This window comes from Hallella mizrahii (genome assembly GCF_009695775.1).
In the GTDB taxonomy this organism is placed as follows: domain Bacteria; phylum Bacteroidota; class Bacteroidia; order Bacteroidales; family Bacteroidaceae; genus Prevotella; species Prevotella mizrahii.
Genome location: NZ_VUNG01000028.1, coordinates 1 through 25,979 on the forward strand (window position 1 = coordinate 1; position 25,979 = coordinate 25,979).

Genomic DNA, 25,979 nt, shown 5'->3' on the forward strand with positions numbered 1-25,979 from the left:
ACGCATATTTCGCAGATCTCGCAGATTTCTATTCAGATGCTATTATGTAGTGCATGAATGCACTTGAGTGGGATCTGTTTAATCCGTGAGAAAAAATCAGCGGGAATATTCGGCGCACTGGATATTTTCCGTGGGTCGATATGTTCATAATGGGTTAGAGAGGTCTATCACTCAGATTATAGAACCTATAATATAAAATAAGGAGAGCAGGTTCATTCTGCTCTCCTTATTTTATTTATATATAATCGTAATTATAATGTCCCTTTCGTAGATGGTAGCACTAAATGGTGGATATCTCTTCTTACTGCCATTTTCAAGCTACGCGCCAGAGCTTTGAAGATGCCTTCTATCTTGTGGTGCTCGTTCTCGCCCTCCGCTTTAATGTTTAGGTTGATACGTGCAGCATCACTGAAACTCTTAAAGAAGTGCATGAACATTTCCGTTGGCATCTCCCCGATCTTTTCCCTGTGGAACTCAGCATCCCAGACGAGCCATGGTCGTCCGCCAAAGTCGATAGCTACCTGACACAGACAATCGTCCATAGGCAAACAGAATCCATAACGTTCAATGCCACGCTTGTCGCCTAATGCTTTGAGTATGCACTCGCCCAGTGCTATGCCAGTGTCCTCAATGGTATGGTGCTCATCGACCCAAAGATCACCTTTTGTGTGTACGGTGAGGTCGATCATACCATGTTTGCCAATTTGCTCCAGCATATGGTCAAAGAATCCAAGCCCTGTGTCAATGTCTGTCTTGCCCGACCCGTCGAGGTTGACACGTACGAGGATGTCAGTCTCCTTGGTGGTACGTCTCACCTCTGCCGTGCGTTCTCCGGCAATCAGCAGTTCGGCTGCTTTTTCCCAGGTCATGCCGTCGCGTCCGAGGATGATGGCCTTGCATCCCAGATTCTTGGCCAACTGCTCATCACTCTCTCTATCACCGATGACATAGCTTCCGGCAATGTCGTAAGCTGGATTGTCGATGTATTCCTTCAGCATGGCGGTACCGGGCTTGCGCTCCGGAGAGTTGTCTTCTGGAAAATGACGGTCGATGAGTTGGTCGTCAAAGACAATTCCCTCGCTTTCCAAAGCTTGAAGCATCAGCCGGTGCACGGGCCAAAATGTCTCTTCGGGAAACGACGGCGTGCCAAGTCCGTCTTGATTGGTGACCATCACAAAGCGGAATCCCATGCGTTTGCGGATATATCCCAGGTTGCTGAAAACGCCGGGCACAAAGCGTAGTTTCTCAAAAGAGTCGATCTGCTCATCATCGGGCTCTTCGATAAGTGTTCCGTCTCGGTCGATAAAAAGAATGCGTTGTTTTTCCATCTCTCCTTTTTAATAAATATGATTTTTATTGTATATCTTCTATGTCAAGTCTGCTGTCAGATGCCTTTCTTTCTTTTAAGTGCTTGTCCAAGGCCATAGAGCCGCTGTTGTTTGCACTATTGCTTGTGGTAACAGTGACAATATCCTTTTTGGCTTTTTCCTTAGCTTCGATACTACCATACACATAGTAATAAACAAAGTTCATCCAGCAATAAATATAGTACCAAATGAAGTAGCACAGGATAGTGACGAAGAACTGCAGTACCATGAAAGATGCACTTAGACCATTGCTGTCGCCCATTGCCATCCCAATGTCGTTGGATTTTTTAGCAGTCTCAAGGATGATTTCCGGAATACCGGTAATGATGATGAGAATACTGATGATGATACCGCCAAGCAGGGTTGTCAGAAAGAGGAAGCCCCAGCGGTGCAGTCCTGTTATATAAGGCTTGCCGACAATGCTCATCACTTTTTGTTGTGGCTCTACGAGATATTTCATGGCAGAATAGCCAATGGGCAGGATAAAGATAAGGGCTAAGACAAGTATGAAGCCTGCCACTAAAGGTGAGACTATGGTAGGATGGCCCAAAGAAGTTTTGTCGCCAAACATAGGCAGCATATAACCCACAGAAACGCATATGCCCAAGATGACATATAGCCCAATCATTGCCAATAACAAGTACAGCATGCGCCGGATATTGTCTTTCACCTTGCGACCGGTCAGCAGACTGATCACAGAAGCACCCCACCATGACGCAACAGCTATGTAAGCGACGAGTAAGATGGCACTGAGAATCATAAGAGGTGTACTTACAGTGGTTATTTCTGTCGTGGTTGGTTGCTGGGACTCAAAGAGGGAAGGCAGTAAGATACTGATCCCCGAAACGATACTCAGCACCAAGGTTGGCAGCCAAGTACGGCGAAGAATAGTCAGAGGATTACTGATCATCATGTCTGTTGCTGACTTGATGCAGGCTCTGACACTTCTTAATTTATAAAGTTCATTTTCAATATGTTTTGTATTCATGTTCATGTTTCCAGTCTGTTTATTCGGTTTATTCTATTCTTCTTCTAAACTCCGCGCACACGATGGCGGTGGCAATAGCAACGTTTAAGCTCTCTGCCGTGTCTCTGCCTTTGGGATAGTTGGGGATCAACAGTCTGTGGTTGACGCGTTGTCTGATTTCGTCCGTTAGTCCTTTACCTTCGTTGCCCATGACGATAAGCCCCTGGTTACTCAACTCTTGCTGATACAGATTATTCCCGTCAAGTAGAGTACCATAGACTGGACAGCTTTTAGGGAGATGGTCGATGAGTGCCGCCAGATCGGTATAGTGTATGTCCACTCTGGCCAGACTGCCCATCGTGGCTTGGACCACCTTGGGATTGTAAACGTCAGCGGTCTCATGTGAACAGTAGATTTGTGTGATGCCAAACCAGTCGGCCACTCGGATGATTGTCCCTACGTTGCCGGGATCCTGCACACCGTCGAGGGCAAGACAGAGCTGTTGACTTGGCAACTCCATATTGGTGGCTTCTGTGTGGGGTAGGGGAAAAACGGCGAGCACCTGCTGTGGGTGCTGCAAGAATGAGAGCTTTTTCAACTCTTCCTCGCTGACCGTTTCGTCGGTTTCCGCACCGGTCGTTCCCCCAAGAGGAGAGTGCCAGTCTGCCGTGTGGAAAAGCATCTTGGGCTGAAAACGTGCCATCAGCTCACCGACGACCTTGGGGCCTTCAGCGACAAAGAGCTGTTCGCGTATGCGTGCTTTTTTCTGTTCAAGTGTATGAACAAATTTTATTCTTGCCTTGCTTATCATATTGCAAAGTTAGCGATTAATGTTGTAACTGATAAAAATAATGTGTTATTTTTATGTAATCTGTCAACAAAATACATTACCTTTGTACAAAAAATATAGCAGTTGAAATCAAAAGTTACATATTTCTATGTATTCCTTGTCCTGGTGATAAGTTTTCTGTCGGCATGTAGCACTTCCAAGTACGTGCCCCAGGGAAGTTATCTGCTCACCTCTGTGGAGATTAGATCCGACGTACGATCGTTCGATGCCTCACAGCTCTTTCCTTATATTCGTCAGAAAGCCAACTCTAAATGGTTTTCACTTTTCAAGATACCAATGGGTACCTATACGCTTGCTGGCAAGGACAGTACAAAATGGATCAACCGTACCCTCAAGCATATTGGAGAGCAACCTGTGGTCTTTGACACGCTCACGGCACGGTTGACAATGGACGATTTACGCCAGGCCATGATCAACCAGGGCTATCTCCATGCCAATGTCACGCTTGACACTGTTGTCAGAGGTCATTCGCTTAAGGCTGTTTACGTGCTTCACCCTCGGGCACAATACCGTTTCGGACATATCAGTTATGATATTCAAGATCCTGCCATCCGACAAATGTTGGGTGGTGACGATAACGTGTCCCAGTGGAGACAAAAGCAAACTTCTTCGTTCCTGCGTGAGGGTGCACCTTTCTCGATCAAGGCATTAGAGTCAGAGCGCGACCGGCTGACTTCGTTGCTTCAGGATTCTGGCTATTACAAGTTTCATAAGGACTTTATCTCTTTTACGGCAGATTCCTCGTCCGACAGCCGCTCGGTGGGTATCGTGCTTCATCTTAAGAGATACCAGGCCAACAGTGATGTCCGTCCTACAGATCATCCCCGTTATGTCATCCGCTCTGTTCAGTATTTCGATGGTGACTCGGACAGGGCACGACTGCGGAAGAATGTATTGGAAAACAATACGGCGATCACCGTGGGTCGGCCTTTTTGCAACACTGATCTACAAAAGACCTATTCTAATTTCAGCCGGCTTCAGGCGGTGAAATACACCAATATTCTGTTTAACGAGGTCCCGGACTCCAATCTCTTGGACTGCCATATCCAGTTGAGCATGAACAAAAGGTCAACAATTGCATTTCAACCCGAAGGTACCAACACGGCGGGTGACTTAGGCGCCGCTGCGTCTCTCATCTATGAGAATAAAAACTTGCTACATGGATCAGAATTGCTGAGTGTGCAGTTGCGTGGTGCTTTCGAAGCCATTACAGGGTTGGAGGGCTACAACGATGAAGACTATATAGAATATGGTGTACAGGGAAAACTACAGTTTCCCGAGTTCTTGGCACCTTTTCTCTCCCGAAGCTTCCGGCGTCAGAGTAATGCCACTTCGGAGTTGTCTTTAGCTTGGGATATGCAAAACCGTCCAGAGTTCCATCGCCGTGTCTTGTCTGCTGGATGGCGCTACCGTTGGGTTGACCCAGGGCACAATACCCATTACCGCTTTGACCTTTTGGATCTGAACTATGTCTACATGCCATGGATCAGTGCCACTTTCAAGAAAGACTACCTTGACGATGTCTCCAATCGGAATGCTATCCTACGCTATAATTATGAGAATCTCTTCATCCTTAGGATGGGAGCAGGATTCAGTTATAATAATGGTGTCAATGCGTTGAAAATGAATTTCGAGTCGGGTGGAGGACTGCTGAGAGTGCTCTCGCCATTGATTGGACTGAAAAAAAACGATAATGGACAGTATACGCTTTTCAATCATATACCTTATGCCCAGTATCTGAAATTTGATTTTGATTATACACGTATCCAACAGTTCGATACTCACAATATGCTGGTACTCCATGCTGCCTTAGGCTTGGCCTATCCATATGCCAACAGTACCGTACTGCCCTTTGAAAAGCGCTATTTCTCCGGTGGCGCCAACAGCGTGAGGGGGTGGTCGGTGCGTGAGCTTGGTCCTGGTAGCTATCGCGGTAAGGACGGGCGCATAGACTTTATCAACCAGACGGGCGATATGAAGTTGGACCTGAGCGCCGAGTATCGCACTTTTCTCTTTTGGAAATTCAATGGTGCCGCCTTTATAGATGCCGGCAACATTTGGACGCTTCGCAACTATACAGACCAGCCTGGAGGACAATTCCGCTTCGATGAGTTCTACAAACAGATAGCAGTCTCCTATGGTTTAGGCTTGCGTATTAATTTCGGCTATTTCATTCTACGCTTTGATGGAGGCATGAAAGCCATCAATCCCGCATGGACAACACAACAGGAGCATTGGGCGATCTTTCATCCTAAATTTTCGCGCGACTTCACTTTTCACTTTGCTGTGGGTATGCCTTTTTAAAGCACATCATCTTATACAATGTGGTGTGTTAATCATTTCAAGTCAAATACGCCAGTGGGTAGTTTTCTGTTGAGCGCATTGAGGGTGAAGTCTGCGCCGGGATCATTGCTGGCAACAATGCCGCTGGCTCTAAGCACTTGCTTGACCGTTTTCTCGGCTACTTCTGGTTGATTGTTAGTGTCGCTCAAGTGGCAAAGCCATACGCCTCTGAGCGCAGGTGTGGCATAGTGAGCCAGTACTTGACCACAGTCGAAATTGCTTGTATGCCCCAGAGAACTTTGTATTCTTCTTTTCAGTTCTACGGGATAGGGACCGGCTTCGAGCATGGCCTTTTCGTAGTCAGCTTCTATGACGAGATAATTGGCGCGTCCGACATACTCCAGCATTTCGTCTGTGAAATGCCCGATATCTGTCATCAACACGAACGTGACGCCTTCTGCCTTAATGCAATAGCCGACATTATCCTTACTGTCGTGTGGTACCCCGAAGGCAGTAATGGTAAAATCGCCCACATGAAACGGCTGTCCTTTCTCTACAACAAAAGACATGTCTTGGGGTACCTTGGTTCTCACACACCAGTTCTCCTCTATGCCTTCGTGCACTTTGCGCGTGGTATATACAGGAATATGATAATCTTTGCTCACACTACCCACGGATTTCACATGATCAGCATGATCGTGTGTGACCAGTATAGACCTAATATTGGAAATGTTTAGGCCGTAGTTTTTCAAGTGTTTTTTCAAAATACGGACACCGATGCCAGCGTCAATGAGCAACCCTTCTTTTTCGTTGTATATCAGGCTGCAGTTGCCGCTACTGCCGCTGCCGAATGAGATAAAATGCAGCATTGCGTTATAATTTTCTACAAAGATAAATATTTCTCTTCAATAATCACTCTTTTTGCAATACAAAAAAGCTTAATGGTGTAAAAAGTCTGTTTTTGGGTCATTATTTGAACAAAGAAAAAGGAAAGAGAATATGGAATCGAAAAAACAAAAAAATAGTTAATAGTCAAGATTAGCCAACTAAATATTTGCGAATCAAAAAAAAGATTGCTAACTTTGCACTCTGTTTGGAATAAGTATCAAAAATCGAATCAAAAACAAAGAATAGCGATGTCTAAGATTTGTCAGATTACAGGCAAGAAGGCACAGAGAGGTTGTAATGTGTCTCACTCAAAGCACCACACAAAGCGCAGCTTTGACGTTAATCTCTTCAGCAAGAAGTTCTTCTATGTAGAGGAGAACTGCTGGATTTCGCTCAAGATTAGTGCCGCTGGTCTTCGTCTTATCAATAAGGTTGGACTGGATGCAGCTCTGAAGCAGGCAGTCTCTAAGGGCTACTGCGATTGGAAGGACATTAAAGTATTAGGAGAATAATCATCATGGCAAAGAAGTCGAAAGGAAATAGAGTTCAGGTGATTCTGGAATGCACAGAGATGAAAAACTCTGGTCTGCCAGGCACTAGCCGTTATGTAACGACAAAGAACCGCAAGAATACTCCCGAGCGTCTGGAGCTTATGAAGTACAATCCCATCTTGAAAAAGATGACACTTCACAAGGAGATCAAGTAATCTCACCAGAGTTCTCGTTTTACGTTAATAGTTAAAAGATACATATAGACTATGGCAAAGAAAGCGGTCGCTACCCTCCATGAAGGTTCTACGGATGGTCGCGCATATTCAAAGGTTATTAAGATGGTAAAGAGCCCTAAGACAGGTGCTTACATCTTCGATGAGCAGATGGTTCCCAATGAGGCCGTCAAGGATTTCTTTAAGAAGTAATCTCGGATTTTGATACTTTAAAGATAAATGTACAAGAGGTTGGACTGGTTTGGGTTCAACCTCTTGTTTTTTTTGTTGGTGAGTCGATTTTAATATATTAGACCATTTTGCGAAAGAAATAGCTTATCAAGTAGCATTGTAGAAGATATGGATTTCTATTTTACTATTCTTGATATGTTATTTCAATGGTGGAGCTAAGCTTTCTCTGTGCGTCTCTTTTTTGTTTGCCTTTTGTTGGCTTAGATAGTGATCTCGCCGGCAATGCTTCTTGCCATCAAGTTGCGGATGGTATTTGGATCGTTGTATTGAGACTGTAGATACATGAGTTTGGTGACTGCTGCTTCTACGGTAGAGTCGTGGCCTGAGATGACGCCAATGTCTTTGAGCTGGTACCCGGTGTCATAGCGACTCATCTCCACGGTGCCGGCTACACACTGGCTGATATTCACAATGACGATTCCCTTTTGGGTCGCTTCTTTGAGCAGGTGCATGAGCCATGGACTTTTCATTGCGTTGCCACTGCCAAAACTGCGCATGACTATACCTTTAAGGCTTTGCAGTTGCAGCACTTGTCTGAGAATTCCCTCTTGGATGCCGGGGAAGAGACTGAAGACAACCACGTTGGTGTCCATTGCCAGATGGGCTTGCATCCGCTTACTGAAGTCGGGTTTTAATATATGGTGATCATGAAATGAAAAGTTTACTCCTGCCTCACACAGGTGAGGATAGTTAAAAGAGTCGAAAGCGTTGAAACCGTCTGCATTGATCTTTGTAGAACGGTTCCCTCGAAGCAGAACACCGCTAAAGTATATACATACCTCCGGCACGCGGGCGTGTCCGTACTCATCCTTCAACGCGGCAAGCTCTATACTTGTCACAAGATTTTCCTTACCGTCGGTTCTTAACTGGCCAATGGGCAGTTGGGATCCGGTAAGGATCACGGGCTTGGTCAGTCCTTCGAGCATAAAAGAGAGAGCAGAGGCTGTATATGCCATTGTGTCCGTACCGTGTAGTACTACGAAACCGTCGTAGTCGTCATAGTTTCGGTTGATGATCCTCACGAGTTGTGCCCATTGTGTGGGCGACATCTCGCTGGAGTCAATGGGAGGCGTGAACTGGTAGACGTCAATGTCGGCTTTGATCAGTTGAAACTCCGGCATTGACTCAACGAGATGGTTGAAATCCAGTGGTTCCAATGCGCCTGTCTGAGGATTTTGCCCCATGCCGATTGTGCCACCCGTATAGATAAGCATTACCTTGTTCATCGCTATTCTTAGTTTTTTCTGCAAAAGTAATTTAATTTAGTCTATATTCCAAATAAATACTGTATATTTGCATTTATGACTTTAGGTAATCGTTCTACCACTTACAATTATTAGTCAATCCGTTAAAAATAGAATCAAATATGAAGAAATTCATGGATGAGGACTTCCTCTTAGAGTCTGATGTGGCTAAAGACTTGTATCATAATCATGCTGCGAAGCTGCCAATCATTGATTATCATTGCCATCTCGACCCTAAGATGGTGGCAGAAGACTATCATTTTCGAAGCATCACAGAACTTTGGTTGGGAGGGGATCATTATAAGTGGAGAGCTATGCGTAGCAATGGCGTAGATGAGCGTTATTGTACAGGAACAGACACTTCCGATTGGGAAAAGTTTGAGAAATGGGCTGAGACAGTGCCTTATTGTTTTCGTAATCCTTTGTATCACTGGACTCATCTTGAATTAAAGACAGCTTTTGGAATCGAAAAGTTGCTTTCGCCCTCTACGGCCCGTGAAATCTATGATATCTGTAATGAAAAGCTTCAACAACCCGAGTTTAGTGCCCGAGGGCTCATGCGTCACTATCATGTGGAATGCGTCTGTACTACTGATGATCCTGTCGATGACCTGCACTGGCATAAAGTGACACGTGAGAGTGGCTTCGAGATAAAGATGTTGCCAGCTTGGCGACCTGACAAGGCGATGAATATCGAACATCCCGATTTCTCTGCCTACATGGATCGGCTTTCTGAGGTAAGCGGAATCGAGGTTGACAGTTATCAGCATCTTATCGATGCTCTGCAACGCCGTCACGACTTTTTTCATGAGAATGGATGTCGCCTCTCGGATCATGGCGTTGAGGAGTTCTATTGTGAGCCGTATACTTCTTCTCAGATCGAAACAATTTTTAGTAAAGCATTGCGTGGCTTGCGGCTCTCAACCCTGGAGGTGCATCAGTATAAGCATGCTTTCTTGAAAGATTGTGGGGAGATGGACTATGACGCCGGATGGACACAACAGTATCACTATGGTGCTATCCGCAATAACAATACGTGTATGTATGAGCAACTGGGGCCTGATACCGGCTTCGACTCTATCGGTGAGTTTAGTACAGCAAAGGCTTTGAGCAGCTTTTTGGATGAACTCAACTCAAAACATAAGCTCACGCGCACGATCCTCTATTGCCTCAACCCTTCGGCCAATGAAATGATAGCCACAATGCTCGGCAATTTTCAAGATGGTACGGAACCCGGCAAGATCCAGTTTGGCTCCGGCTGGTGGTTTAATGATCAACTCGACGGCATGACCAAGCAGATCAATGCGCTTTCTATGTTGGGACTGCTCTCCCGTTTTGTGGGTATGCTCACCGACAGTCGTTCTTTCCTGAGTTATCCTCGCCATGAATATTTCCGGCGTCTGTTGTGCAATATTTTGGGCAATGATGTTGAGCGAGGTTTGCTTCCTGATAGTCGGGAGGACCTTGCTCGTATGGTAGAAGACATCTCTTATTATAATGCCCGGCGCTATTTTCGCTTCTACGAATAAGCGAGAATAGGCAAGAAGTAGAGGAAGCTCTGTTTTTTTAGCGGATTTCCTTTGCCTTTTGGAAATAATATTGTAATTTTGCAAAGATAAATAAACGTTCAACCACGGATATGAAGAAATTACTCATACCTCTTATTGTCGCGGCTTTCGCTTTATTCATGGGGTCGTGCGCGAGCAGCAAGAAAGTTGCTTATTTCCAGAACATCGATACATTGAATCTTTCTGCCTCCCGTGGCCTCTATGATGCCAAAATCATGCCGAAGGATATGTTGACGATTACTGTGATAACCACGAATCCCGATGCCTCTGCACCGTTTAACCTTTCTGTTAATAACACCGTCGGTACAGGTGGACAGCTCAGCACGGGTGGTGGAATGTTGCAAGGCTATTTGGTCGACAATGAGGGATGTATCAATTTTCCGATAGTAGGTAAAATTCATGTAGAAGGCTTGACCAAGACACAATGTGAAAATCTTATAAAGTCTAAGGTGAAACCTTATTTGAATGCTCAAGAAAATCCTATTGTCACCGTTAGAATGTCCAGTTACCGCGTAACGGTGATTGGTGAGGTCGGTAATCCGCAAGTAGTTCCCGTGACTACAGAAAAAATGAGTATCATTGAGGCGTTGGCTACCGCGGGGGACTTGTCTATCTATGGTAGGCGTGATAACGTGCTTCTCATTCGCGAAGATTCTACCGGTGAAAAGCATGCGCATCGTCTTGACTTGAATGATGCAAATATCATCAACTCACCATATTATTATCTGCAACAAAACGATATTGTCTACGTTCAGCCTAACTCAATCAAGGCACAGAACTCATCGATCGGCAGTATGACTACGTTGTGGATCTCGTTTATGGGAATCGTGACATCTGTTGCGTCTTTGTTGGTGAACATCTTAAGAAATTAATTTTGAAAGAAGATTGGAATATCTCTTAACGATACGTTGGGTGATGGTTTCAATCTTTTTTTTAAGCAATACATTTATCTTGTAAATAAAGGAAGATCGTTGATGGAAAACAACATTCACGAAGACTGTGGAGTGGCTTTGGTGCGGCTCCTTAAACCTCTTAGTTACTATCAGGAGAAATACGGTACGTGGAGATACGGTTTGGGCAAGCTCTATCTGATGATGGAGAAACAGCATAACCGTGGACAGGAAGGTGCTGGTATCGCTTCCGTCAAACTGAACACTCAGCCGGGAAATGAATATATGTTCCGTGAGCGTGCGGAAGGCCCTAATGCCATAACAGAGATCTTTGGCTCAGCCAACCGACAAATCAATCAGGTGGTTAAGGAAAACAGCGTCTTTGTCGACTCCAACCTTCAAGAGGTACCTTTTGCCGGCGAACTCTATATGGGGCATCTTCGTTACTCCACCACGGGCAAGAGCGGACTGAAATATGTTCATCCTTTCCTCCGTCGCAACAATTGGAGAGCTAAGAACCTCTGTCTCTGCGGCAACTACAATATGACCAATGTGGAGGAGGTGTTTGAGGAACTTACCCGCCAAGGACAGTGCCCCCGTATCTACAGCGACAGCTATATCATGCTCGAGCTCATGGGCCACCGTCTTGACCGTGAGGTGGAGCGTAACTTCCGTGAGGCAAAGAAGCAAGGACTGGAGGATCAAAATATCACGCGCTACATCGACGAGCATGTCAAGATGGAAAATGTGCTTAAAACTACGATGAAGCATTTCGATGGAGGTTATGTCGTGACGGGGATTACCGGCAGCGGCGAGATGTTTGCGATGCGTGACCCCCACGGAATTCGCCCCGCTTTCTATTACAAGAATGATGAGGTTGTCGTGCTTGCCTCTGAGCGCCCCGTCTTACAGACAACGTTCGATATCGAGTATGACGATGTTCAGGAACTTAAGCCTGGAACGGCACTCATCGTGCGCAGTAATGGTGAGACGGTGATCAAGAAGATCCTTGAGCCGCAGAGCAACGCGGCTTGCTCCTTTGAGCGCATCTATTTCTCTCGCGGCTCTGATCAGGACATCTATCGTGAGCGCAAGAAACTCGGCGAGCAGCTTGTTCCCGCAGTTCTTAAGTCTATAGGCGGTGACACCCGCCACACGGTCTTCTCTTTCATCCCTAACACAGCCGAGTCTGCTTTCTATGGTTTGCTCGACGGTTTCAAGAAGCATGTCATAGAACGGAAGATAGAACGTATCGAGAGTCTTGGACATACTCCTACACATGAGGAACTCCTTGATATTCTTTCCGAGTATGTGCGCTGTGAAAAAGTGGCTTGGAAAGACATCAAGCTTCGTACGTTCATCACCGAGGGCAATGCCCGCAATGATCTTGCAGCCCATGTCTACGATATCACTTACGGCTCTCTTGAACCTTATGTCGACAATCTCGTCATCATTGACGACAGTATAGTTCGCGGTACCACGCTCAAGGAGAGTATTCTCCATATCCTCGACCGTCTCCATCCTAAAAAGATTGTAATGGTCAGTTCGGCACCACAGATTCGCTACCCCGACTACTATGGCATCGACATGCCTCGTCTGGAGGAGTTCTGTGTTTTCCGTGCTACAGTAGCCCTGCTCAAGGAACGTGGTATGGAAAGCATACTGGAGAACGTATATAAAGAGTGCCTTGCAGAGCTATCCAAGCCCCGCGAGGAAATGCAGAATGCTGTACGTGACATCTATGCACCGTTCTCTGTCGACGAGATCAACCACAAGATTGTGGAGATGCTCCGTCCTGAGGGTATGACGACCCCGATCGACATTGTCTATCAGAGTCTTGACGGTCTGCATCAGGCAATCCCCAACAATCCGGGTGATTGGTATTTCTCCGGACACTATCCCACGCCGGGTGGCACTCGTCTGTGCAACCAGGCTTATGTGAATTTTTTTGAGAAGGTGTATAAAACAGCCTCCACACAATCAATAGACCACAATAACGCGAAATGATGAAGAATGTAACCTTGGTATTGTCTGATGGGACAAAGTTCCATGGCAAGTCGTTTGGCTATGATCAACCCGTAGCCGGCGAAGTGGTGTTCAATACAGCTATGATGGGTTATCCGGAATCCCTTACCGATCCTTCCTATGCCGGACAGCTGATGACACTCACCTTTCCTTTAGTTGGTAACTATGGTGTCCCTCCTTTTACTTTTGAAAAGAATGGATTGCCCACTTTTATGGAGAGCGACAAGATTTATGCTTCTGCCATCATCGTGTCTGACTATAGCGAAGCGTATAGCCATTGGAATGCAGTAGAAAGTCTTGGCTCATGGCTTAAGCGCGAGCATGTGCCGGGCATCACAGGCATCGATACGCGTCAGCTTACAAAGGTGCTGCGCGAGCATGGTGTGATGATGGGAAAGATTATTTTCGACGACGATCCAGACAATCAGCCTAAGGCTGAGTACGAGGGAGTGAACTTTGTTGAGAAGGTTTCCTGCAAGGAAATCATCCACTACAACGAAGGAGCCGGTAAGAAAGTTGTGCTTGTCGACTGTGGTGTGAAGGCCAATATCATTCGCTGTCTCATCAACCGTGGCGTAGAGGTCGTCCGTGTGCCATGGAACTATGACTATACCGACATGGAGTTTGATGGTCTTTTCCTGGCCAATGGTCCTGGTGATCCTGATACTTGTCAGGCTGCCGTTGACATTATCCGCAAGCAGATGAGCCGTTCGCGCAAGCCCATTTGCGGTATTTGCATGGGTAACCAACTTCTTGGCAAAGCTTCGGGTGCGAACATCTATAAGCTGAAATATGGTCACCGCTCCCACAATCAGCCAGTACAGATGGTGGGAACGACCCATTGCTATATTACTTCACAGAACCATGGTTATGCCGTTGACGGCAAGACGCTTGGATCAGACTGGGAAGAGCTATTCGTCAACATGAATGACGGCTCCAACGAGGGTATCCGCCACAAGACAAATCCTTGGTTTTCCTCCCAGTTCCACCCTGAGGCATGTGCCGGCCCGCTCGACACTATGTTCATGTTCGACAAGTTTGTCGAGAGTTTGAAGTAATAGGGGGATGTCATCTTTTTCGTTTCATTAATTCTAAATTGCAAACGCTATGCGTGATTCAAGTATAAAGAAAGTGCTCTTGCTCGGCTCGGGAGCATTGAAGATTGGAGAGGCCGGTGAGTTTGACTATTCCGGTTCCCAGGCTCTGAAAGCTCTTCGCGAAGAGGGCATCTCTACGGTGCTGATCAATCCAAACATTGCCACCGTGCAGACTTCCGAGGGCGTTGCCGACCAAATTTATTTCCTGCCGGTTCAGCCTTATTTCGTGGAGCGGGTCATCAAGAAGGAGCGCCCCGATGGCATTCTCTTGAGCTTTGGCGGACAGACAGCATTGAACTGTGGTGTGAAGCTCTATGAGAGTGGCGTACTGGAGAAATATGGTGTGAAGGTTTTGGGTACACCTGTTCAGGCTATCATGGACACGGAGGACCGTGAGCGCTTTGTGGAGAAACTCGATCAGATCAACGTCAAGACGATTAAGAGTGAGGCCTGCGAAACCATGGACCAAGCTTTGAAGGCTGCTTCCGATTTGGGATATCCGGTCATTGTGCGTGCTGCTTACGCCTTGGGCGGACTGGGTTCCGGCTTTGCCGACAACGACGATGAGCTGCGCCGCATCTGTGAGAAGGCTTTCTCGTTCTCGCCTCAGGTGCTTGTAGAGAAGAGTTTGAAAGGTTGGAAAGAAATCGAGTATGAGGTGGTACGTGATAGATATGACAATTGCATCACGGTGTGTAACATGGAAAATTTCGATCCATTGGGCATTCACACGGGTGAGTCGATCGTTATCGCACCATCGCAGACGCTTTCTAACTCAGAATATCATAAGCTTCGTGCACTGAGCATCAAGATCGTGCGCCATGTAGGTATCGTAGGTGAGTGCAATGTGCAGTATGCTTTCGATCCCAATTCCGAGGACTATCGTGTCATTGAGGTCAACGCTCGTCTGAGCCGTTCTTCTGCCCTGGCATCCAAGGCTACCGGCTATCCTTTGGCTTTTGTGGCTGCAAAACTTGGTATGGGCTATGGTCTTTTCGAGTTGAAGAACTCCGTTACCAAGACGACAAGCGCATTCTTCGAGCCGGCTTTGGATTATGTGGTCTGCAAGATTCCGCGTTGGGACTTGTCAAAGTTCCGTGGTGTTGACCGTGAGCTGGGCTCCAGCATGAAGAGCGTCGGTGAGGTGATGGCGATTGGCCGTAACTTCGAGGAAGCTATTCAGAAAGGCTTGCGCATGATCGGTCAGGGCATGCATGGCTATGTTGAGAATAAAGAGTTGAAAATCGATGATATCGATGAGGCACTTCGTGAACCTACCGACAAGCGTGTCTTCGTTATATCCAAAGCCATGCATAAGGGCTACACTATCGATCAGATCCATGACTTGACAAAGATTGACAAGTGGTTTCTCTATAAACTGAAACACATCATCGATATCGATGAGCGTTTGAAGCGTTGCAATATCAATACGCTCGACCGTGAATTGCTTCGTGAGGCAAAGGTCTATGGTTTTACCGATTTCCAGATTGCCCGTGCAGTAGGATTGGAGCGGGAACTTGGCAATATGCACAAGGCTTTGCTCGTGGTGCGTCGCCTGCGCAAGAGCTACGACATTCTGCCGGTTGTCAAGCAGATCGATACCTTGGCTGCTGAGTATCCGGCTCAGACCAACTATCTCTATGTGACCTACGATGGTGTGGCCAGCGACATCAGCTTCTCCAACGACAGGCGTTCGGTGATCGTTCTGGGTTCAGGTGCTTACCGCATTGGAAGCTCTGTGGAGTTCGACTGGTGTGGTGTGCAAGCTCTGAACACCATTCGCAAGAGCGGTTATCGCAGTATTATGATCAACTATAATCCGGAAACAGTATCCACAGACTATGATATGTGTGACCGCCTTTATTTCGATGAGTTGACCTTTGAGCGCGTCATGGATATCATTGATATGGAGAATCCTTATGGCGTCATCGTCTCCACGGGTGGCCAGATTCCTAACAACCTGGCCATGTATCTCGATGCTGAGAATGTCAATATCCTTGGTACGGCAGCCAAAGACATTGACAACGCTGAGGATCGTGCGAAGTTCTCTGAGATGCTCTCCCGCAATGGTATCAACCAGCCGGAGTGGAGCGCGCTGACGTCGATGGACGACATTGATAAGTTTGTTGACCGTGTCGGCTTCCCGGTTCTTGTCCGTCCGAGCTATGTGCTTTCCGGAGCGGCCATGAATGTGTGTTCCAATCGCGAAGAACTCGAGCGCTTCCTGAAGCTGGCAGCTAACGTCAGTGAGGATCATCCCGTGGTCGTCAGCAAGTTTATAGAGCATGCCAAGGAAATAGACTTCGATGGCGTGGCCAAGCAGGGAGAGGTCATGGCTTATGCCATTAGTGAGCACATTGAGTTTGCCGGTGTCCACTCTGGTGATGCCACTTTGCAGTTGCCTCCGCAGAAACTCTATGTCGAAACGGTGCGACGTATCAAGCGTGTCAGCCGTAAGATTGCGCAGGAGCTGCACATCTCCGGTCCGTTCAACATTCAGTTCATGGCCCGTGAAAACGACATCATGGTTATCGAGTGTAACCTCCGCGCCAGCCGCTCCTTCCCCTTTGTGAGCAAGGTGCTTAAGATCAACTTCATCGATCTGGCTACCAGGGTGATGCTCGGTGAGCCGGTGGAGAAGCCCAATAAGAATCTCTTCGACCTCGACTACGTTGGTATCAAGGCCAGCCAATTCTCGTTCAACCGTTTGCAGAAAGCAGACCCTGTGCTCGGTGTGGATATGAGTTCTACCGGAGAGGTTGGCTGCTTGGGCGACGACACCAATCAGGCTCTGCTCAAGAGTATGCTTTCCGTGGGTCAGCGCATTCCTGAGCATACCGTCTTGCTCTCTACCGGTGGTGCCAAGCAGAAGGCTGAGATGCTCGATGCCGCCAAACAACTCTTGGCCCATGGCTATCAGCTTTATGCTACTGGCGGCACATCGCGCTATCTCACAGAGAACGGTGTGGCCAATACGCTGGTTTACTGGCCGTCGGAGAAGGGGCACCCCCAGGCTCTCGAACTCTTACATGAGAAGAAGATCGATATGGTGGTGAACATTCCGAAGGATCTCACCTCGCGCGAGTTGACCAATGGCTACAAGATCCGGCGTGCCGCCATCGACCTCAATGTACCATTGATCACTAACAGCCGTCTTGCTTCTGCCTTCATCAATGCTTTCTGCACGTTGAAACCTGAAGACATCGATATTAAGGCATGGGGTGAATATTGATCATCAATTCGCAAGTATCTTGTTTTACGCTCCTAAAAAGGAGGTATGGCAATAGGCTTTCATTTCTCCATCAGCTTTTCTTTCGCGAGAAGCTGATGGGGATTTTTTTTGCTCTGCAGCTGTTTGGGGATGCATTTCATAACTTTTCTCTATAATATCGTAACGGCTTATCGCTCAATCTTTCGTAATTTTGCACTCGTCAACAAGAGCTTGGCAGATGACCATGCTCTGCAACAGAGGCATAACAATTAAAAAAAATACAAAACGACCATGAAGAAGACATTTAGTGTATCCGGTATGAAGTGCAGCCACTGCGCTGCCAATGTTGAAAACGCATTGAAGGCAGTGAAAGGTGTCGTCTGTGCTGAGGCTCAACTCGACGACAAGACTGTCACCGTAGAATTTGACGGGCAGCAGGCCAGTGAGGCTGATCTCAAGGCTGCCGTGGATGCTACCGGCCGCTATGAGCTGACCGACTAATGAGAGGGGGGCATCGCGTTTATGAAGAAGACAATCCCTGTCATTGGCATGGCCTGCGCCAGTTGCTCCGCCAATGTCGAGCGCAAGCTCAACAGTCTCGATGGCGTTCAGCAGGCTTCGGTCTCTCTTCCGGGCAGAAGTGCGCTCGTCGAATACGATCCTGCCAAGATCTCTCTTGAGGACATGAAGCGGGCCATCAACGGCATCGGCTACGACCTCGTCATTGAGTCTGACCGCAGTGCGGTGGAGATAGAGCGGCGAGCCTATACATTGCTGAAGCGCAAGACAGTCCTGAGCTGGCTCTTTGCCGCTTTGTGTATGTCGCTCTCCATGCATTGGCTGCGCGTGGGCGATACCTCGCTGACCAATCAAGTGGAGCTGCTTCTGGCTTTAGCCAATATCATTGTCTGCGGGTGGGCCTTCTACCGCGCAGCCTGGCGTCAGCTGCTCCATGCCACCGCCAACATGGACACGCTGGTGTGTCTCTCCACCGCCATCACCTTTCTGTTCTCTGTCTTTAATACTTTTTGGGGCGAGCAGACCTGGGGCAGCAAGGGCATCGGGTGGCATACCTATTTCGATGCCTCGATCATGATCATCACCTTTGTGCTCACCGGACGCCTCTTAGAGGAAAAAGCAAAAGACGGAACAGCCTCCAGCATCCGTCAGCTCATGGGCATGGCTCCCAAGACGGCTCATATCGTTGAGGATGGACAGGTCAGGGAGGTGCCAGTCTCTACTATAGAGAAAGGAGATGTGCTCGAAGTGCGACCGGGGGAGAAGGTGCCTGTCGACGGTGAGGTGATCAGTGCCGAAAGCTTTATGACGGCTGACGCTGCTTATGTCGATGAGAGTATGATCACGGGTGAACCGACACCCGCCGAGAAGAAGAAGGGCAGCAAGGTGCTTGCCGGCACTATTCCCAGCCAAGGTAAGTTCCGTATGCGAGCCCGTGAAGTAGGGGAAAACACTGCCTTGGCGCATATCATCCAAATGGTGCAGCAGGCGCAGGCGTCAAAGGCGCCGGTTCAGCGCATTGTCGACAAGGCTGCTTTGGTCTTTGTGCCCGTGGTGGGCGGCATCTCTGTGCTCACCTTCGCGTTGTGGCTGCTCATCGGCGGCACGGCGATGATGCCGCAAGCCATCCTCTCTGCCGTCGCCGTGCTCGTCGTCGCCTGCCCGTGTGCAATGGGCTTGGCAACTCCTACAGCGTTGATGGTTGGGATTGGAAGGGCAGCGCAGGACAAGGTGCTCATCAAGGACGCCACAGCCCTGGAGCGGCTGCGCAAAGTAGACGCGTTGGTCACTGACAAGACCGGCACACTGACGATTCCCAATCAGAATGTCGATTTCACCAAGTCCGACGATCTGCCTTTGGAGGAGCGCGAGCAGCTCAAGCCACATGCCGCTGAGGCGATGAACCAACTCCAGAAATGGGGCATCGAAGTGTGGATGATGAGTGGCGACAAGGATGAGGCCGCCCACTATTGGGCTCAGAAAGCTGGCATCAAGCACTACAAGAGTAAGGTGCTGCCTACGGACAAAGAGGAGATGGTGCGCAAACTGCAAAATGAGGGAAAAACGGTGGCTATGATCGGCGATGGCATCAACGACACGCAAGCTTTGGCACTCGCCGACGTGAGCATCGCCATGGGGCGCGGCACCGATGTGGCCATGGATGTGGCGCAGGTGACGCTCATGGGCGATGACCTTCGCGCCATTCCAAACGCCATAGAGCTTAGCCGTCAGACGGTGAAAATGATTTGGGAAAACCTCTTCTGGGCATTCATCTACAACATTGTCTGCATTCCCTTGGCGGCCGGAGCCCTACGCTTGTTTGGCATCGACTTTCAGATCACGCCGATGTGGGCCTCCGCATTGATGGCTTTCTCGAGCCTTAGCGTGGTTCTCAACAGTCTTAGATTGAAGTTTGTTATTAGATAAACGAAAGAAATATGATGACGCAAGACCAGAGGTGGATCATGATGTGGCAGAAGTATATGGACTTTCTGCACAACAACAAACGACGGCCATCGAAATATCAGCCTGAAGAGCGCGACTTGGTCAACTGGGCCAAGCACAACCGCAAGCTGGTCAACAAAGGAGTGCTGAAAGCCGATAGAAAGACTCGCTTTGACCAGCTCGTTGCTGAGGCTGAGAAATATCAGCGTGTCAACCAACATCAATACGTCAATGGGGAAAGTACCCATGAGAAAGCCTCACCCCAGGCAGCCTCACCCCCAGCAGCCTCACCCCCAACCCCTCTCCAAAGGAGAGGGGAGTAGAATGCTCTGCGGGTGTTGACTTGCATTGAATTGGCTTGTCGAGAGGGTGTCTTGAGACATATTACTCCCCTCTCCTTTGGAGAGGGGTAGGGGGTGAGGCTCTATCTCCTTTGGAGAGGGGTAGGGGGTGAGGCTGCTGCTTTTTTCAGCGCATTGTATTTTTTAAGATGCTGCTGTGCCTTCTCTGCCGCTGCAATGGCGTTGGGGTTGGTAGGAGCTTCTTCTGGAGTGATGCGCATGGTGCCCGCGGCATTGATCAGATCCTTCACCACCTCGCCGCCGACGATGAGCCCTGCTGCTGCGGGAACAAAAGCGTCGCTGGCGGGAATGTCGCGGCGCTCAGTACATTTGCGCATATCCTTGTTGGGACAGATGCAGTGGAAGCGGCAGGAGATGGTGTCATCTTCGATCTGCTTGAGCGGCTCCTCGTCGCTGTAGACCACCTTGAGATGAGGGATATGCAGGCGGCGCAGCTTTTTGCGTATGACTTTTGCCAACGGATCCATCTTGGTCTTGTTGATGTCAGCCACCCGGAAGGCGGTGGCATCGAGCTTGTTGGCGGCTCCCATGCACGAGATGATGGGGATGTGGAGGGCGTAGCAGCGCTTGATGAGCTCAAGTTTTGCGGTCACCGTGTCTACGCAGTCCACGACATAGTCATACTGGCTGAGGTCGATTTCGTCGGCATTGGCGGGCATGTAAAACATCTGATGCTTATGCACGATGCAACGGCGGTTGATGTCATGGATACGTGCCTCGGCAACGTCGACCTTGTGCTGACCGACGGTGGAGATGAGCGCATAGATCTGCCGGTTGACATTGGTGAGGCAGACGCGGTCGTCGTCAAAGAGGTCTATCTCGCCGACACCGCTGCGCGCCAGCACTTCCACCACATATCCTCCGACGCCACCGATGCCGAAGACGGCTACACGCGAGCCGCTGAGCGTGTCGATGGCGGGCTTGCCAAGAAGCAACTGTGTACGGGAAAACTGATTTTGCATCTTTGTATTCCTTCTAATACCTATTATTGTTAAATAATAATGTGTTATAAATATAATGTGTCCGGGCTGCAAAGGTACAAAAAAATCGGGAAACGACCAAGCCCCCGCTAAGTTCTTGGCTGTTGACGGAAATACGCTTTGATGTCGTTGTCGATGTCTACAAGGCTGCGTTTGCCTGTGACATAGGGCTTGACGAGCATCGTCAACACATATATGGCAAAACCTATCAAGGCTGCGGCGGCAAAGTTGAGGATCTCGCTGCGAATGAGTCCTGCGCTGAGAAATGCCACCATCACGATGATGGGCACGATGGCCAGCAGCCAGTCGCCCGCGGTATTCATCTTCAAGGCGTCTTCTCTCTCCTGGCGCAGATGTTGCGGTGCGCGGGCGATGAGCTCACTTTTGTGCTCAGCCCAGTATGCTTCGAAATTGTCGCTGTTGTGTTTAGCTTCCATGGCGTTGATGATTGATGTCTGCAAAAGTACATGAAATCTCTGAAAGTAGCAATAGTTTTGCGGCATCTCTTATCTTTTTCGTAAAATCAATGGAAGAAATTTTGAAGTTTTGCAATTTTTATGTAAGTTTGCATCAATAAATTAGAAAAACAGCGATACTATGAATATATGTGTTTTTTGCGGCGCCCGTCCCAACTTCATGAAGGTGGCGCCAGTGATTCGTCAGATTGAGAACCTGCGTCGGGAGGGCAAACCGGTGGAGAGTCAGATTGTCTATGCCGGCATTGCCAACGACCCGACGCTGGAGGACAGTCTTTTCAGCGATTTGGGCATCAGACGTCCCGATGTCTTCTTAGGCGTGGATTGTGTCAATCTCAACGAGCTCACGGGGCAGGTGATGTCTAAGTTTGAGGTTTATCTTCAGGATCATCCTACCGATGTGGTTGTCGTTGTCGATGACCTTGCCTCGACGATGGCGGCGTCTATCGTCACCAAGAAGCAGGGCATCAGGCTGGCGCACATCGCTGCCGGCACGCGCAGTTTCGACATCAACATGCCGAAGGAGATCAACCGGCTTGTCATCGACGGACTGAGCGACATTCTCTTCACCGCCGGCATCAGCAACAACTCGATAGCAAACCGCGAGGGGGCGGAGCTCTCAAAAGTGTATATGGTGGGCAACATCCTCATGGACAACCTGCGCTATTGCCACACACGCATCGAGCAGGCTACGCTGCCCGACGAGGTGGCTCGTGTGATCACGGCAGAAGATGGCAGGCTGAAGCCTTATCTGGTCTTCACGATCAACCGCAAGGCGCTGCTGGCTGACAAGGACAATCTGAAAAATATGATCATGGCACTGGCCCGGGCAGCCGGTGACACGACGATCATCGCCCCGCTGAGAGGACTGGCCGAGGAGACGATCACGGGGCTGGGACTGAGAGAGCGTCCCGACCTGAAGAATTTCCATATCGTCACCCCGTTGGGCTATCTGGCTTTCGCACGTCTGACGCGTCATGCCAGCGGTATCATCACAGACAGCGGCAATGTGGCTGAGGAGGCTACCTTCAACCAGGTGCCGTGCATCACGCTCAACAGCTATACCGAGCATATCGAGACGGTGAAGATCGGCACCAATGTGCTGGTCGGCGAAGATGCTGAGAAGCTCGAAGAGGCTGTCGGCAAGATGGCCAGCGGACAGTGGAAGCAATCCGGCATCCCCGACAGATGGGACGGACGCACGGCGGAGCGCATCGTGGAGGTGCTGATGAATGAGTAACAACCTTGCAGCCTCACCCCGACCCGAATGAGATAGAGCCTCACCCCCAGCCCCTCTCCGAAGGAGAGGGGAGTAGAATGCTCTGCGGGTTCTTTAACTTCTCCATCATCGGTTCTCCATCGGTGTCTTGAAGCATATCACGCCCCTCTCCTTTGGAGAGGGGATAGGGGGTGAGGCTCTATCTCTTTTGCGAAACGACTATTTTACTGTATCGAATTCGGCATATTTAGAGAAACGTTCCTTCACCAACTCAAACATGCCGACATTTAGAAGTTTACTAAAAATCTTATTTTGTTGATAGTTATGAACGTCTATCAGCCTTTATACGATATTTTTTCCACCTTACTAACCGAGATGTTTTGCTAACTTTGCAACAAGAATTCCTTTAGCAAAAGAGATTAATCAAAACCAATAACTAAATATGCAACAATTCAAGCTGATCTTATCGCTGCTGGCGATGCCATTGTTCATGATGGCGCAAGCCCCGTCGAAGACATGGAATCCCAATCTCTCCGGAGGACATTATCAAAATCCGATCATCAATGCCGACTATAGCGATCCAGACGTGTGCCGCCATGGCGATGATTACTATATGACATCATCGTCGTTTGCTTGCTTCCCGGGCCTTCAGATACTCCATTCTACCGATTTGGTCAACTGGACTATCGTTGGTGCGGCATTGAAAGACCATTACCCAGTGCTGCCACAATACCGTGGGACAGATCTGGATTATCACAACAAGATACAGCATGGCAATTATGTGTGGGCACCGTCGATCCGTTACCACGATGGTTGGTATTATATCTATTGGGGTGATCCTGACCAAGGTATATTCATGGTTAAAACCCAGGATCCGCGTGGCGAATGGTCTGAGCCGCTGCTTGTCAAGGAAGGCAAGGGACTGATCGACTGCTGTCCACTTTGGGATGATGACGGACGCGCTTATCTCTCTCATGGTTGCGCCGGTTCACGGGCAGGAGTGAAGAGCGTGCTTTTCGTTGCACCTTTGTCGGCAGACGGCACCCATGTGATAGGGCCGTCGCGCATTGTCTACGATGGACATGAGAACCAACCGACGATAGAGGGTACAAAGTTTTACAAGCATGGTGGCTATTACTACATTTTCTCTCCGGCCGGTGGTGTGAAATACGGTTGGCAGGTGGAACTCAGAAGCAAGTCGCCCTACGGACCCTACGAGGAGCGTGTCACGCTGGCGCAAGGCAAGAGCAAGGTCAACGGTCCACATCAGGGAGCATGGGTAGATACTCCATGTGGTGAGGACTGGTTTATCCATTTCCAAGACAAGCATGCTTATGGACGTGTCGTGCACCTGCAGCCCGCTCAATGGAAGGGCGGCTGGCTCGTCATCGGTGACGACAAGGACGGAGACGGCTGTGGTGATGCAGTAGCAACATGGAGGAAGCCCAAAGTCTCTGCACTTTCTAAAGATAAAGTCTTACAACCGGCAGAGGATGATGAGTTTGACAGTAACGATTTGGGATTGCAGTGGCAGTTTGAGGGACCATGGAGCCACTACTGGTATTATTGCGATGCCCGCAACTCGCGTTTGCGCCTCTATGGCCCGCAGCAGCCGGAAGATTTCCATAATATCAGCGATCTGCAAAATATGCTGCTGCAAAAGTTGCCGGCAGAGAACTTCACCGTAGTGGCCCGTATGAGGTTTATACCCAATCCCGACTTCAAGCCAAGAGGAGAGGAGGGTGGTTTCGTCATCATGGGGCAGGACTATGCGGCAATAAAACTTGTGAGCACACCGGAAGGCTGTGTCCTTCGTTACGTAGTCTGCAAAGGCGCACAGAAAGGCAAAGTAGAAGAGACGGAGGAAGAGAAGCCTGTTGCATTGGTGCCTATGTCGCGCCCCTACACTCAGAAATATGCTGTCGATGACATACCGCAGCCACGGGCAGCTACACCTTATATATATGTACGCGCAAAAGTATGGAGCACCGGAGTCGGCAATAGCATCAAGGCACATGCTCAGTTCGCCTACAGCACAGACGGGAAGAAGTACACGGAACTTGGTCAGCCCTTTGACATCGTAGAGGGAAAGTGGATTGGAGCGAAGACAGGCTTTTATTGTATGCGTCCGGAAAAGAAAAACGACGCACCGTTTCTCGACATCGATTGGATAAGATTCACCAAATAATCGGATGTGCTGAAAAGAACGTACCTCACCGGTAATCGTTCTTTTTGGCACGTAAAATGCCATTCTTACGACTATTCCACCAAATTTTCCACTCTTGGACAATCTTTACCCCCCTAATTTTGCAAGCAAATAATAAAAACCTAAATAAATATGATTCATTTTAGACATTCGATTTTTATTAAGTCGATTCTTGCACTCTTAGCGGCATGTCTGTTTGTCGTCGGTTGCAGTGATGAAGGGCTGTCTTCTTCAGCTCCAGTCATCCCACAGTCCCAAAGTTCTGTCACGATGTCGCTGACACGCGAATCTGTTGACTCTTTCACTCAGGCCGGTATCAATGAAGTACGCTTCTTTGCTTACATTCGTCAAAACAAGTGTGACTCTCTCGTCAAGGATACCACCATCAATATTGGTGATGGACAGTTTGCCATAGGGCTACCCCTTGGCGAGAACATTCGCGCGTTTATCGTTGCCAACGCCACGGGAGTGGAGGGCACAGAGAAATTCGATTCGGTGTCGTTGACACTTGATCCCTCGCATGAAGCAAATATATGGCTTTCCAACGTCGCCTCGTTCACAACCGACAAGACTGTCTCAACTTCATCGTCTCGTCATCTTTCGTTCCAATGTTTAACATGCACCTGACGAGGGGCGACAACTTCGGGCATTGGTTCACCTACGGCTTATATGGCATCATCTGCGTCGTCGCTGCGCTCTTCGTGTGGAAACTCGTGCCGGAGACAAAGGGCAAGACACTGGAGGATATGTCGAACTTGTGGAGAAACAGAAGCAGACGTTAACAGACGGCCCCGTTTTTCTTCGAGATAGAAAACCGCATTTGTGGCACCAGTGAGGAGCGCAAATGCGGTTTCATAGATGATTTTTTCAGTCTTTTACGCTTTTACCTCTTTACCCCTTTTCCTTAATTACAAAGTTACTACACAAT

At 48.6% G+C, this 25,979-nt stretch carries 22 protein-coding genes and 1 pseudogene; 16 read left to right on the plus strand and 7 right to left on the minus strand.

Going from position 1 to position 25,979, the window contains the following annotated elements; genetic code table 11:
- Window positions 1-251: 251 nt before the first annotated feature.
- From hisB to FYJ73_RS10440, 3 genes are read right to left on the minus strand one after another with little or no spacing between them, the layout of a single operon-like run.
- On the minus strand, window positions 252-1,328 hold the full coding sequence (gene hisB, locus FYJ73_RS10430; RefSeq protein WP_154534659.1) for a bifunctional histidinol-phosphatase/imidazoleglycerol-phosphate dehydratase HisB: 1,077 nt from the start codon (window positions 1,326-1,328) through the stop codon (window positions 252-254).
- Window positions 1,329-1,353: 25 nt separating this feature from the next.
- Complete coding sequence (locus tag FYJ73_RS10435) at window positions 1,354-2,355, minus strand: hypothetical protein (RefSeq protein WP_154534660.1); 1,002 nt, start codon at window positions 2,353-2,355, stop codon at window positions 1,354-1,356.
- A 28-nt stretch (window positions 2,356-2,383) separates the two neighbouring features.
- Window positions 2,384-3,145, minus strand: coding sequence for an RNA methyltransferase (locus tag FYJ73_RS10440; protein ID WP_154534661.1), 762 nt, complete (start codon window positions 3,143-3,145; stop codon window positions 2,384-2,386).
- A gap of 102 nt (window positions 3,146-3,247) precedes the next feature.
- Here FYJ73_RS10440 and tamL point away from each other — a divergent pair, with 102 nt between their 5' ends.
- A complete protein-coding gene (tamL, locus tag FYJ73_RS10445; RefSeq protein ID WP_154534662.1) occupies window positions 3,248-5,488 on the plus strand; it encodes a translocation and assembly module lipoprotein TamL in 2,241 nt (746 codons plus the stop codon).
- 32 nt (window positions 5,489-5,520) lie between these two features.
- Here the strand turns inward: tamL and FYJ73_RS10450 are convergent, their stop codons facing one another.
- Window positions 5,521-6,336: an MBL fold metallo-hydrolase gene (locus FYJ73_RS10450; protein ID WP_154534663.1), complete on the minus strand. Its 816-nt coding sequence runs from the start codon at window positions 6,334-6,336 to the stop codon at window positions 5,521-5,523.
- A 267-nt stretch (window positions 6,337-6,603) separates the two neighbouring features.
- Here FYJ73_RS10450 and rpmB point away from each other — a divergent pair, with 267 nt between their 5' ends.
- The 3 genes from rpmB to FYJ73_RS10465 are packed head-to-tail and all read left to right on the plus strand — an operon-like array spanning window position 6,604 to window position 7,271.
- Window positions 6,604-6,867, plus strand: a complete 264-nt coding sequence (rpmB, locus tag FYJ73_RS10455) for a 50S ribosomal protein L28 (protein ID WP_154534664.1) — start codon at window positions 6,604-6,606, stop codon at window positions 6,865-6,867.
- A 5-nt stretch (window positions 6,868-6,872) separates the two neighbouring features.
- Entirely contained in the window at window positions 6,873-7,061 is a 189-nt protein-coding gene (rpmG, locus tag FYJ73_RS10460; protein ID WP_154534665.1) for a 50S ribosomal protein L33, read from the plus strand.
- A 51-nt stretch (window positions 7,062-7,112) separates the two neighbouring features.
- The gene (locus tag FYJ73_RS10465) at window positions 7,113-7,271 is read left to right on the plus strand and encodes a DUF4295 domain-containing protein (RefSeq protein ID WP_154534666.1); all 159 of its coding nucleotides are present in this window, start codon (window positions 7,113-7,115) and stop codon (window positions 7,269-7,271) included.
- A 239-nt stretch (window positions 7,272-7,510) separates the two neighbouring features.
- Here the strand turns inward: FYJ73_RS10465 and FYJ73_RS10470 are convergent, their stop codons facing one another.
- Entirely contained in the window at window positions 7,511-8,536 is a 1,026-nt protein-coding gene (locus FYJ73_RS10470) for an asparaginase (RefSeq protein ID WP_154534667.1), read from the minus strand.
- Between the two features lie 140 nt (window positions 8,537-8,676).
- On the opposite strand from FYJ73_RS10470, the gene uxaC reads away from it, so the two are divergent.
- From uxaC to FYJ73_RS10510, 8 genes are all read left to right on the plus strand, one after another.
- Window positions 8,677-10,083, plus strand: coding sequence for a glucuronate isomerase (gene uxaC / locus FYJ73_RS10475; protein WP_154534668.1), 1,407 nt, complete (start codon window positions 8,677-8,679; stop codon window positions 10,081-10,083).
- A gap of 110 nt (window positions 10,084-10,193) precedes the next feature.
- On the plus strand, window positions 10,194-10,994 hold the full coding sequence (locus FYJ73_RS10480) for a polysaccharide biosynthesis/export family protein (RefSeq protein ID WP_154534669.1): 801 nt from the start codon (window positions 10,194-10,196) through the stop codon (window positions 10,992-10,994).
- A gap of 102 nt (window positions 10,995-11,096) precedes the next feature.
- Window positions 11,097-13,019 carry an amidophosphoribosyltransferase gene (locus FYJ73_RS10485; protein ID WP_154534670.1) on the plus strand — a complete coding sequence of 641 codons (1,923 nt, stop codon included), beginning with the start codon at window positions 11,097-11,099 and terminating at the stop codon, window positions 13,017-13,019.
- The gene (carA, locus tag FYJ73_RS10490; RefSeq protein ID WP_154534694.1) at window positions 13,019-14,095 is read left to right on the plus strand and encodes a glutamine-hydrolyzing carbamoyl-phosphate synthase small subunit; all 1,077 of its coding nucleotides are present in this window, start codon (window positions 13,019-13,021) and stop codon (window positions 14,093-14,095) included. Before FYJ73_RS10485 ends, carA begins: the two co-directional genes overlap by 1 nt.
- A gap of 49 nt (window positions 14,096-14,144) precedes the next feature.
- Window positions 14,145-17,366, plus strand: a complete 3,222-nt coding sequence (carB, locus tag FYJ73_RS10495; RefSeq protein ID WP_154534671.1) for a carbamoyl-phosphate synthase (glutamine-hydrolyzing) large subunit — start codon at window positions 14,145-14,147, stop codon at window positions 17,364-17,366.
- 270 nt (window positions 17,367-17,636) lie between these two features.
- Entirely contained in the window at window positions 17,637-17,846 is a 210-nt protein-coding gene (locus tag FYJ73_RS10500) for a heavy-metal-associated domain-containing protein (protein ID WP_154534672.1), read from the plus strand.
- Between the two features lie 21 nt (window positions 17,847-17,867).
- Window positions 17,868-19,790, plus strand: coding sequence for a heavy metal translocating P-type ATPase (locus FYJ73_RS10505; protein WP_154534673.1), 1,923 nt, complete (start codon window positions 17,868-17,870; stop codon window positions 19,788-19,790).
- A gap of 11 nt (window positions 19,791-19,801) precedes the next feature.
- Complete coding sequence (locus FYJ73_RS10510; RefSeq protein WP_154534674.1) at window positions 19,802-20,131, plus strand: hypothetical protein; 330 nt, start codon at window positions 19,802-19,804, stop codon at window positions 20,129-20,131.
- Window positions 20,132-20,232: 101 nt separating this feature from the next.
- On the opposite strand, the gene FYJ73_RS10515 is transcribed toward FYJ73_RS10510, so the two are convergent.
- Together FYJ73_RS10515 and FYJ73_RS10520 are read right to left on the minus strand one after the other, a co-directional pair.
- The gene (locus FYJ73_RS10515) at window positions 20,233-21,132 is read right to left on the minus strand and encodes a tRNA threonylcarbamoyladenosine dehydratase (protein ID WP_154534675.1); all 900 of its coding nucleotides are present in this window, start codon (window positions 21,130-21,132) and stop codon (window positions 20,233-20,235) included.
- Between the two features lie 107 nt (window positions 21,133-21,239).
- On the minus strand, window positions 21,240-21,587 hold the full coding sequence (locus FYJ73_RS10520; RefSeq protein WP_154534676.1) for a hypothetical protein: 348 nt from the start codon (window positions 21,585-21,587) through the stop codon (window positions 21,240-21,242).
- 160 nt (window positions 21,588-21,747) lie between these two features.
- Between FYJ73_RS10520 and FYJ73_RS10525 the strand changes: the two genes are divergently transcribed.
- The 4 genes and pseudogenes from FYJ73_RS10525 to FYJ73_RS10535 form a co-directional block, all read left to right on the plus strand.
- Window positions 21,748-22,866 carry a UDP-N-acetyl glucosamine 2-epimerase gene (locus FYJ73_RS10525; protein ID WP_154534677.1) on the plus strand — a complete coding sequence of 373 codons (1,119 nt, stop codon included), beginning with the start codon at window positions 21,748-21,750 and terminating at the stop codon, window positions 22,864-22,866.
- 421 nt (window positions 22,867-23,287) lie between these two features.
- Complete coding sequence (locus tag FYJ73_RS10530; protein ID WP_154534678.1) at window positions 23,288-25,033, plus strand: glycoside hydrolase family 43 protein; 1,746 nt, start codon at window positions 23,288-23,290, stop codon at window positions 25,031-25,033.
- A gap of 150 nt (window positions 25,034-25,183) precedes the next feature.
- A complete protein-coding gene (locus FYJ73_RS15730) occupies window positions 25,184-25,678 on the plus strand; it encodes a hypothetical protein (RefSeq protein WP_206081762.1) in 495 nt (164 codons plus the stop codon).
- A pseudogene (locus FYJ73_RS10535) lies at window positions 25,630-25,833 on the plus strand (MFS transporter); the annotation flags it as partial. The gene FYJ73_RS15730 and the pseudogene FYJ73_RS10535, both read left to right, overlap by 49 nt.
- Window positions 25,834-25,979 lie beyond the last annotated feature (146 nt).

Excerpts from the sequence above, each read along its gene's own strand:
- hisB (WP_154534659.1), bottom strand. The coding sequence starts at position 1,328 with ATGGAAAAACAACGCATTCTTTTTATCGACCGAGACGGAACACTTATC.
- FYJ73_RS10435 (WP_154534660.1), bottom strand. The coding sequence starts at position 2,355 with ATGAATACAAAACATATTGAAAATGAACTTTATAAATTAAGAAGTGTC.
- FYJ73_RS10440 (WP_154534661.1), bottom strand. The coding sequence starts at position 3,145 with ATGATAAGCAAGGCAAGAATAAAATTTGTTCATACACTTGAACAGAAA.
- FYJ73_RS10450 (WP_154534663.1), bottom strand. The coding sequence starts at position 6,336 with ATGCTGCATTTTATCTCATTCGGCAGCGGCAGTAGCGGCAACTGCAGC.
- rpmB (WP_154534664.1), top strand. The coding sequence starts at position 6,604 with ATGTCTAAGATTTGTCAGATTACAGGCAAGAAGGCACAGAGAGGTTGT.
- rpmG (WP_154534665.1), top strand. The coding sequence starts at position 6,873 with ATGGCAAAGAAGTCGAAAGGAAATAGAGTTCAGGTGATTCTGGAATGC.
- FYJ73_RS10465 (WP_154534666.1), top strand. The coding sequence starts at position 7,113 with ATGGCAAAGAAAGCGGTCGCTACCCTCCATGAAGGTTCTACGGATGGT.
- FYJ73_RS10470 (WP_154534667.1), bottom strand. The coding sequence starts at position 8,536 with ATGAACAAGGTAATGCTTATCTATACGGGTGGCACAATCGGCATGGGG.
- uxaC (WP_154534668.1), top strand. The coding sequence starts at position 8,677 with ATGAAGAAATTCATGGATGAGGACTTCCTCTTAGAGTCTGATGTGGCT.
- FYJ73_RS10480 (WP_154534669.1), top strand. The coding sequence starts at position 10,194 with ATGAAGAAATTACTCATACCTCTTATTGTCGCGGCTTTCGCTTTATTC.
- FYJ73_RS10485 (WP_154534670.1), top strand. The coding sequence starts at position 11,097 with ATGGAAAACAACATTCACGAAGACTGTGGAGTGGCTTTGGTGCGGCTC.
- carA (WP_154534694.1), top strand. The coding sequence starts at position 13,019 with ATGAAGAATGTAACCTTGGTATTGTCTGATGGGACAAAGTTCCATGGC.
- carB (WP_154534671.1), top strand. The coding sequence starts at position 14,145 with ATGCGTGATTCAAGTATAAAGAAAGTGCTCTTGCTCGGCTCGGGAGCA.
- FYJ73_RS10500 (WP_154534672.1), top strand. The coding sequence starts at position 17,637 with ATGAAGAAGACATTTAGTGTATCCGGTATGAAGTGCAGCCACTGCGCT.
- FYJ73_RS10505 (WP_154534673.1), top strand. The coding sequence starts at position 17,868 with ATGAAGAAGACAATCCCTGTCATTGGCATGGCCTGCGCCAGTTGCTCC.
- FYJ73_RS10510 (WP_154534674.1), top strand. The coding sequence starts at position 19,802 with ATGATGACGCAAGACCAGAGGTGGATCATGATGTGGCAGAAGTATATG.
- FYJ73_RS10515 (WP_154534675.1), bottom strand. The coding sequence starts at position 21,132 with ATGCAAAATCAGTTTTCCCGTACACAGTTGCTTCTTGGCAAGCCCGCC.
- FYJ73_RS10520 (WP_154534676.1), bottom strand. The coding sequence starts at position 21,587 with ATGGAAGCTAAACACAACAGCGACAATTTCGAAGCATACTGGGCTGAG.
- FYJ73_RS10525 (WP_154534677.1), top strand. The coding sequence starts at position 21,748 with ATGAATATATGTGTTTTTTGCGGCGCCCGTCCCAACTTCATGAAGGTG.
- FYJ73_RS10530 (WP_154534678.1), top strand. The coding sequence starts at position 23,288 with ATGCAACAATTCAAGCTGATCTTATCGCTGCTGGCGATGCCATTGTTC.
- FYJ73_RS15730 (WP_206081762.1), top strand. The coding sequence starts at position 25,184 with ATGATTCATTTTAGACATTCGATTTTTATTAAGTCGATTCTTGCACTC.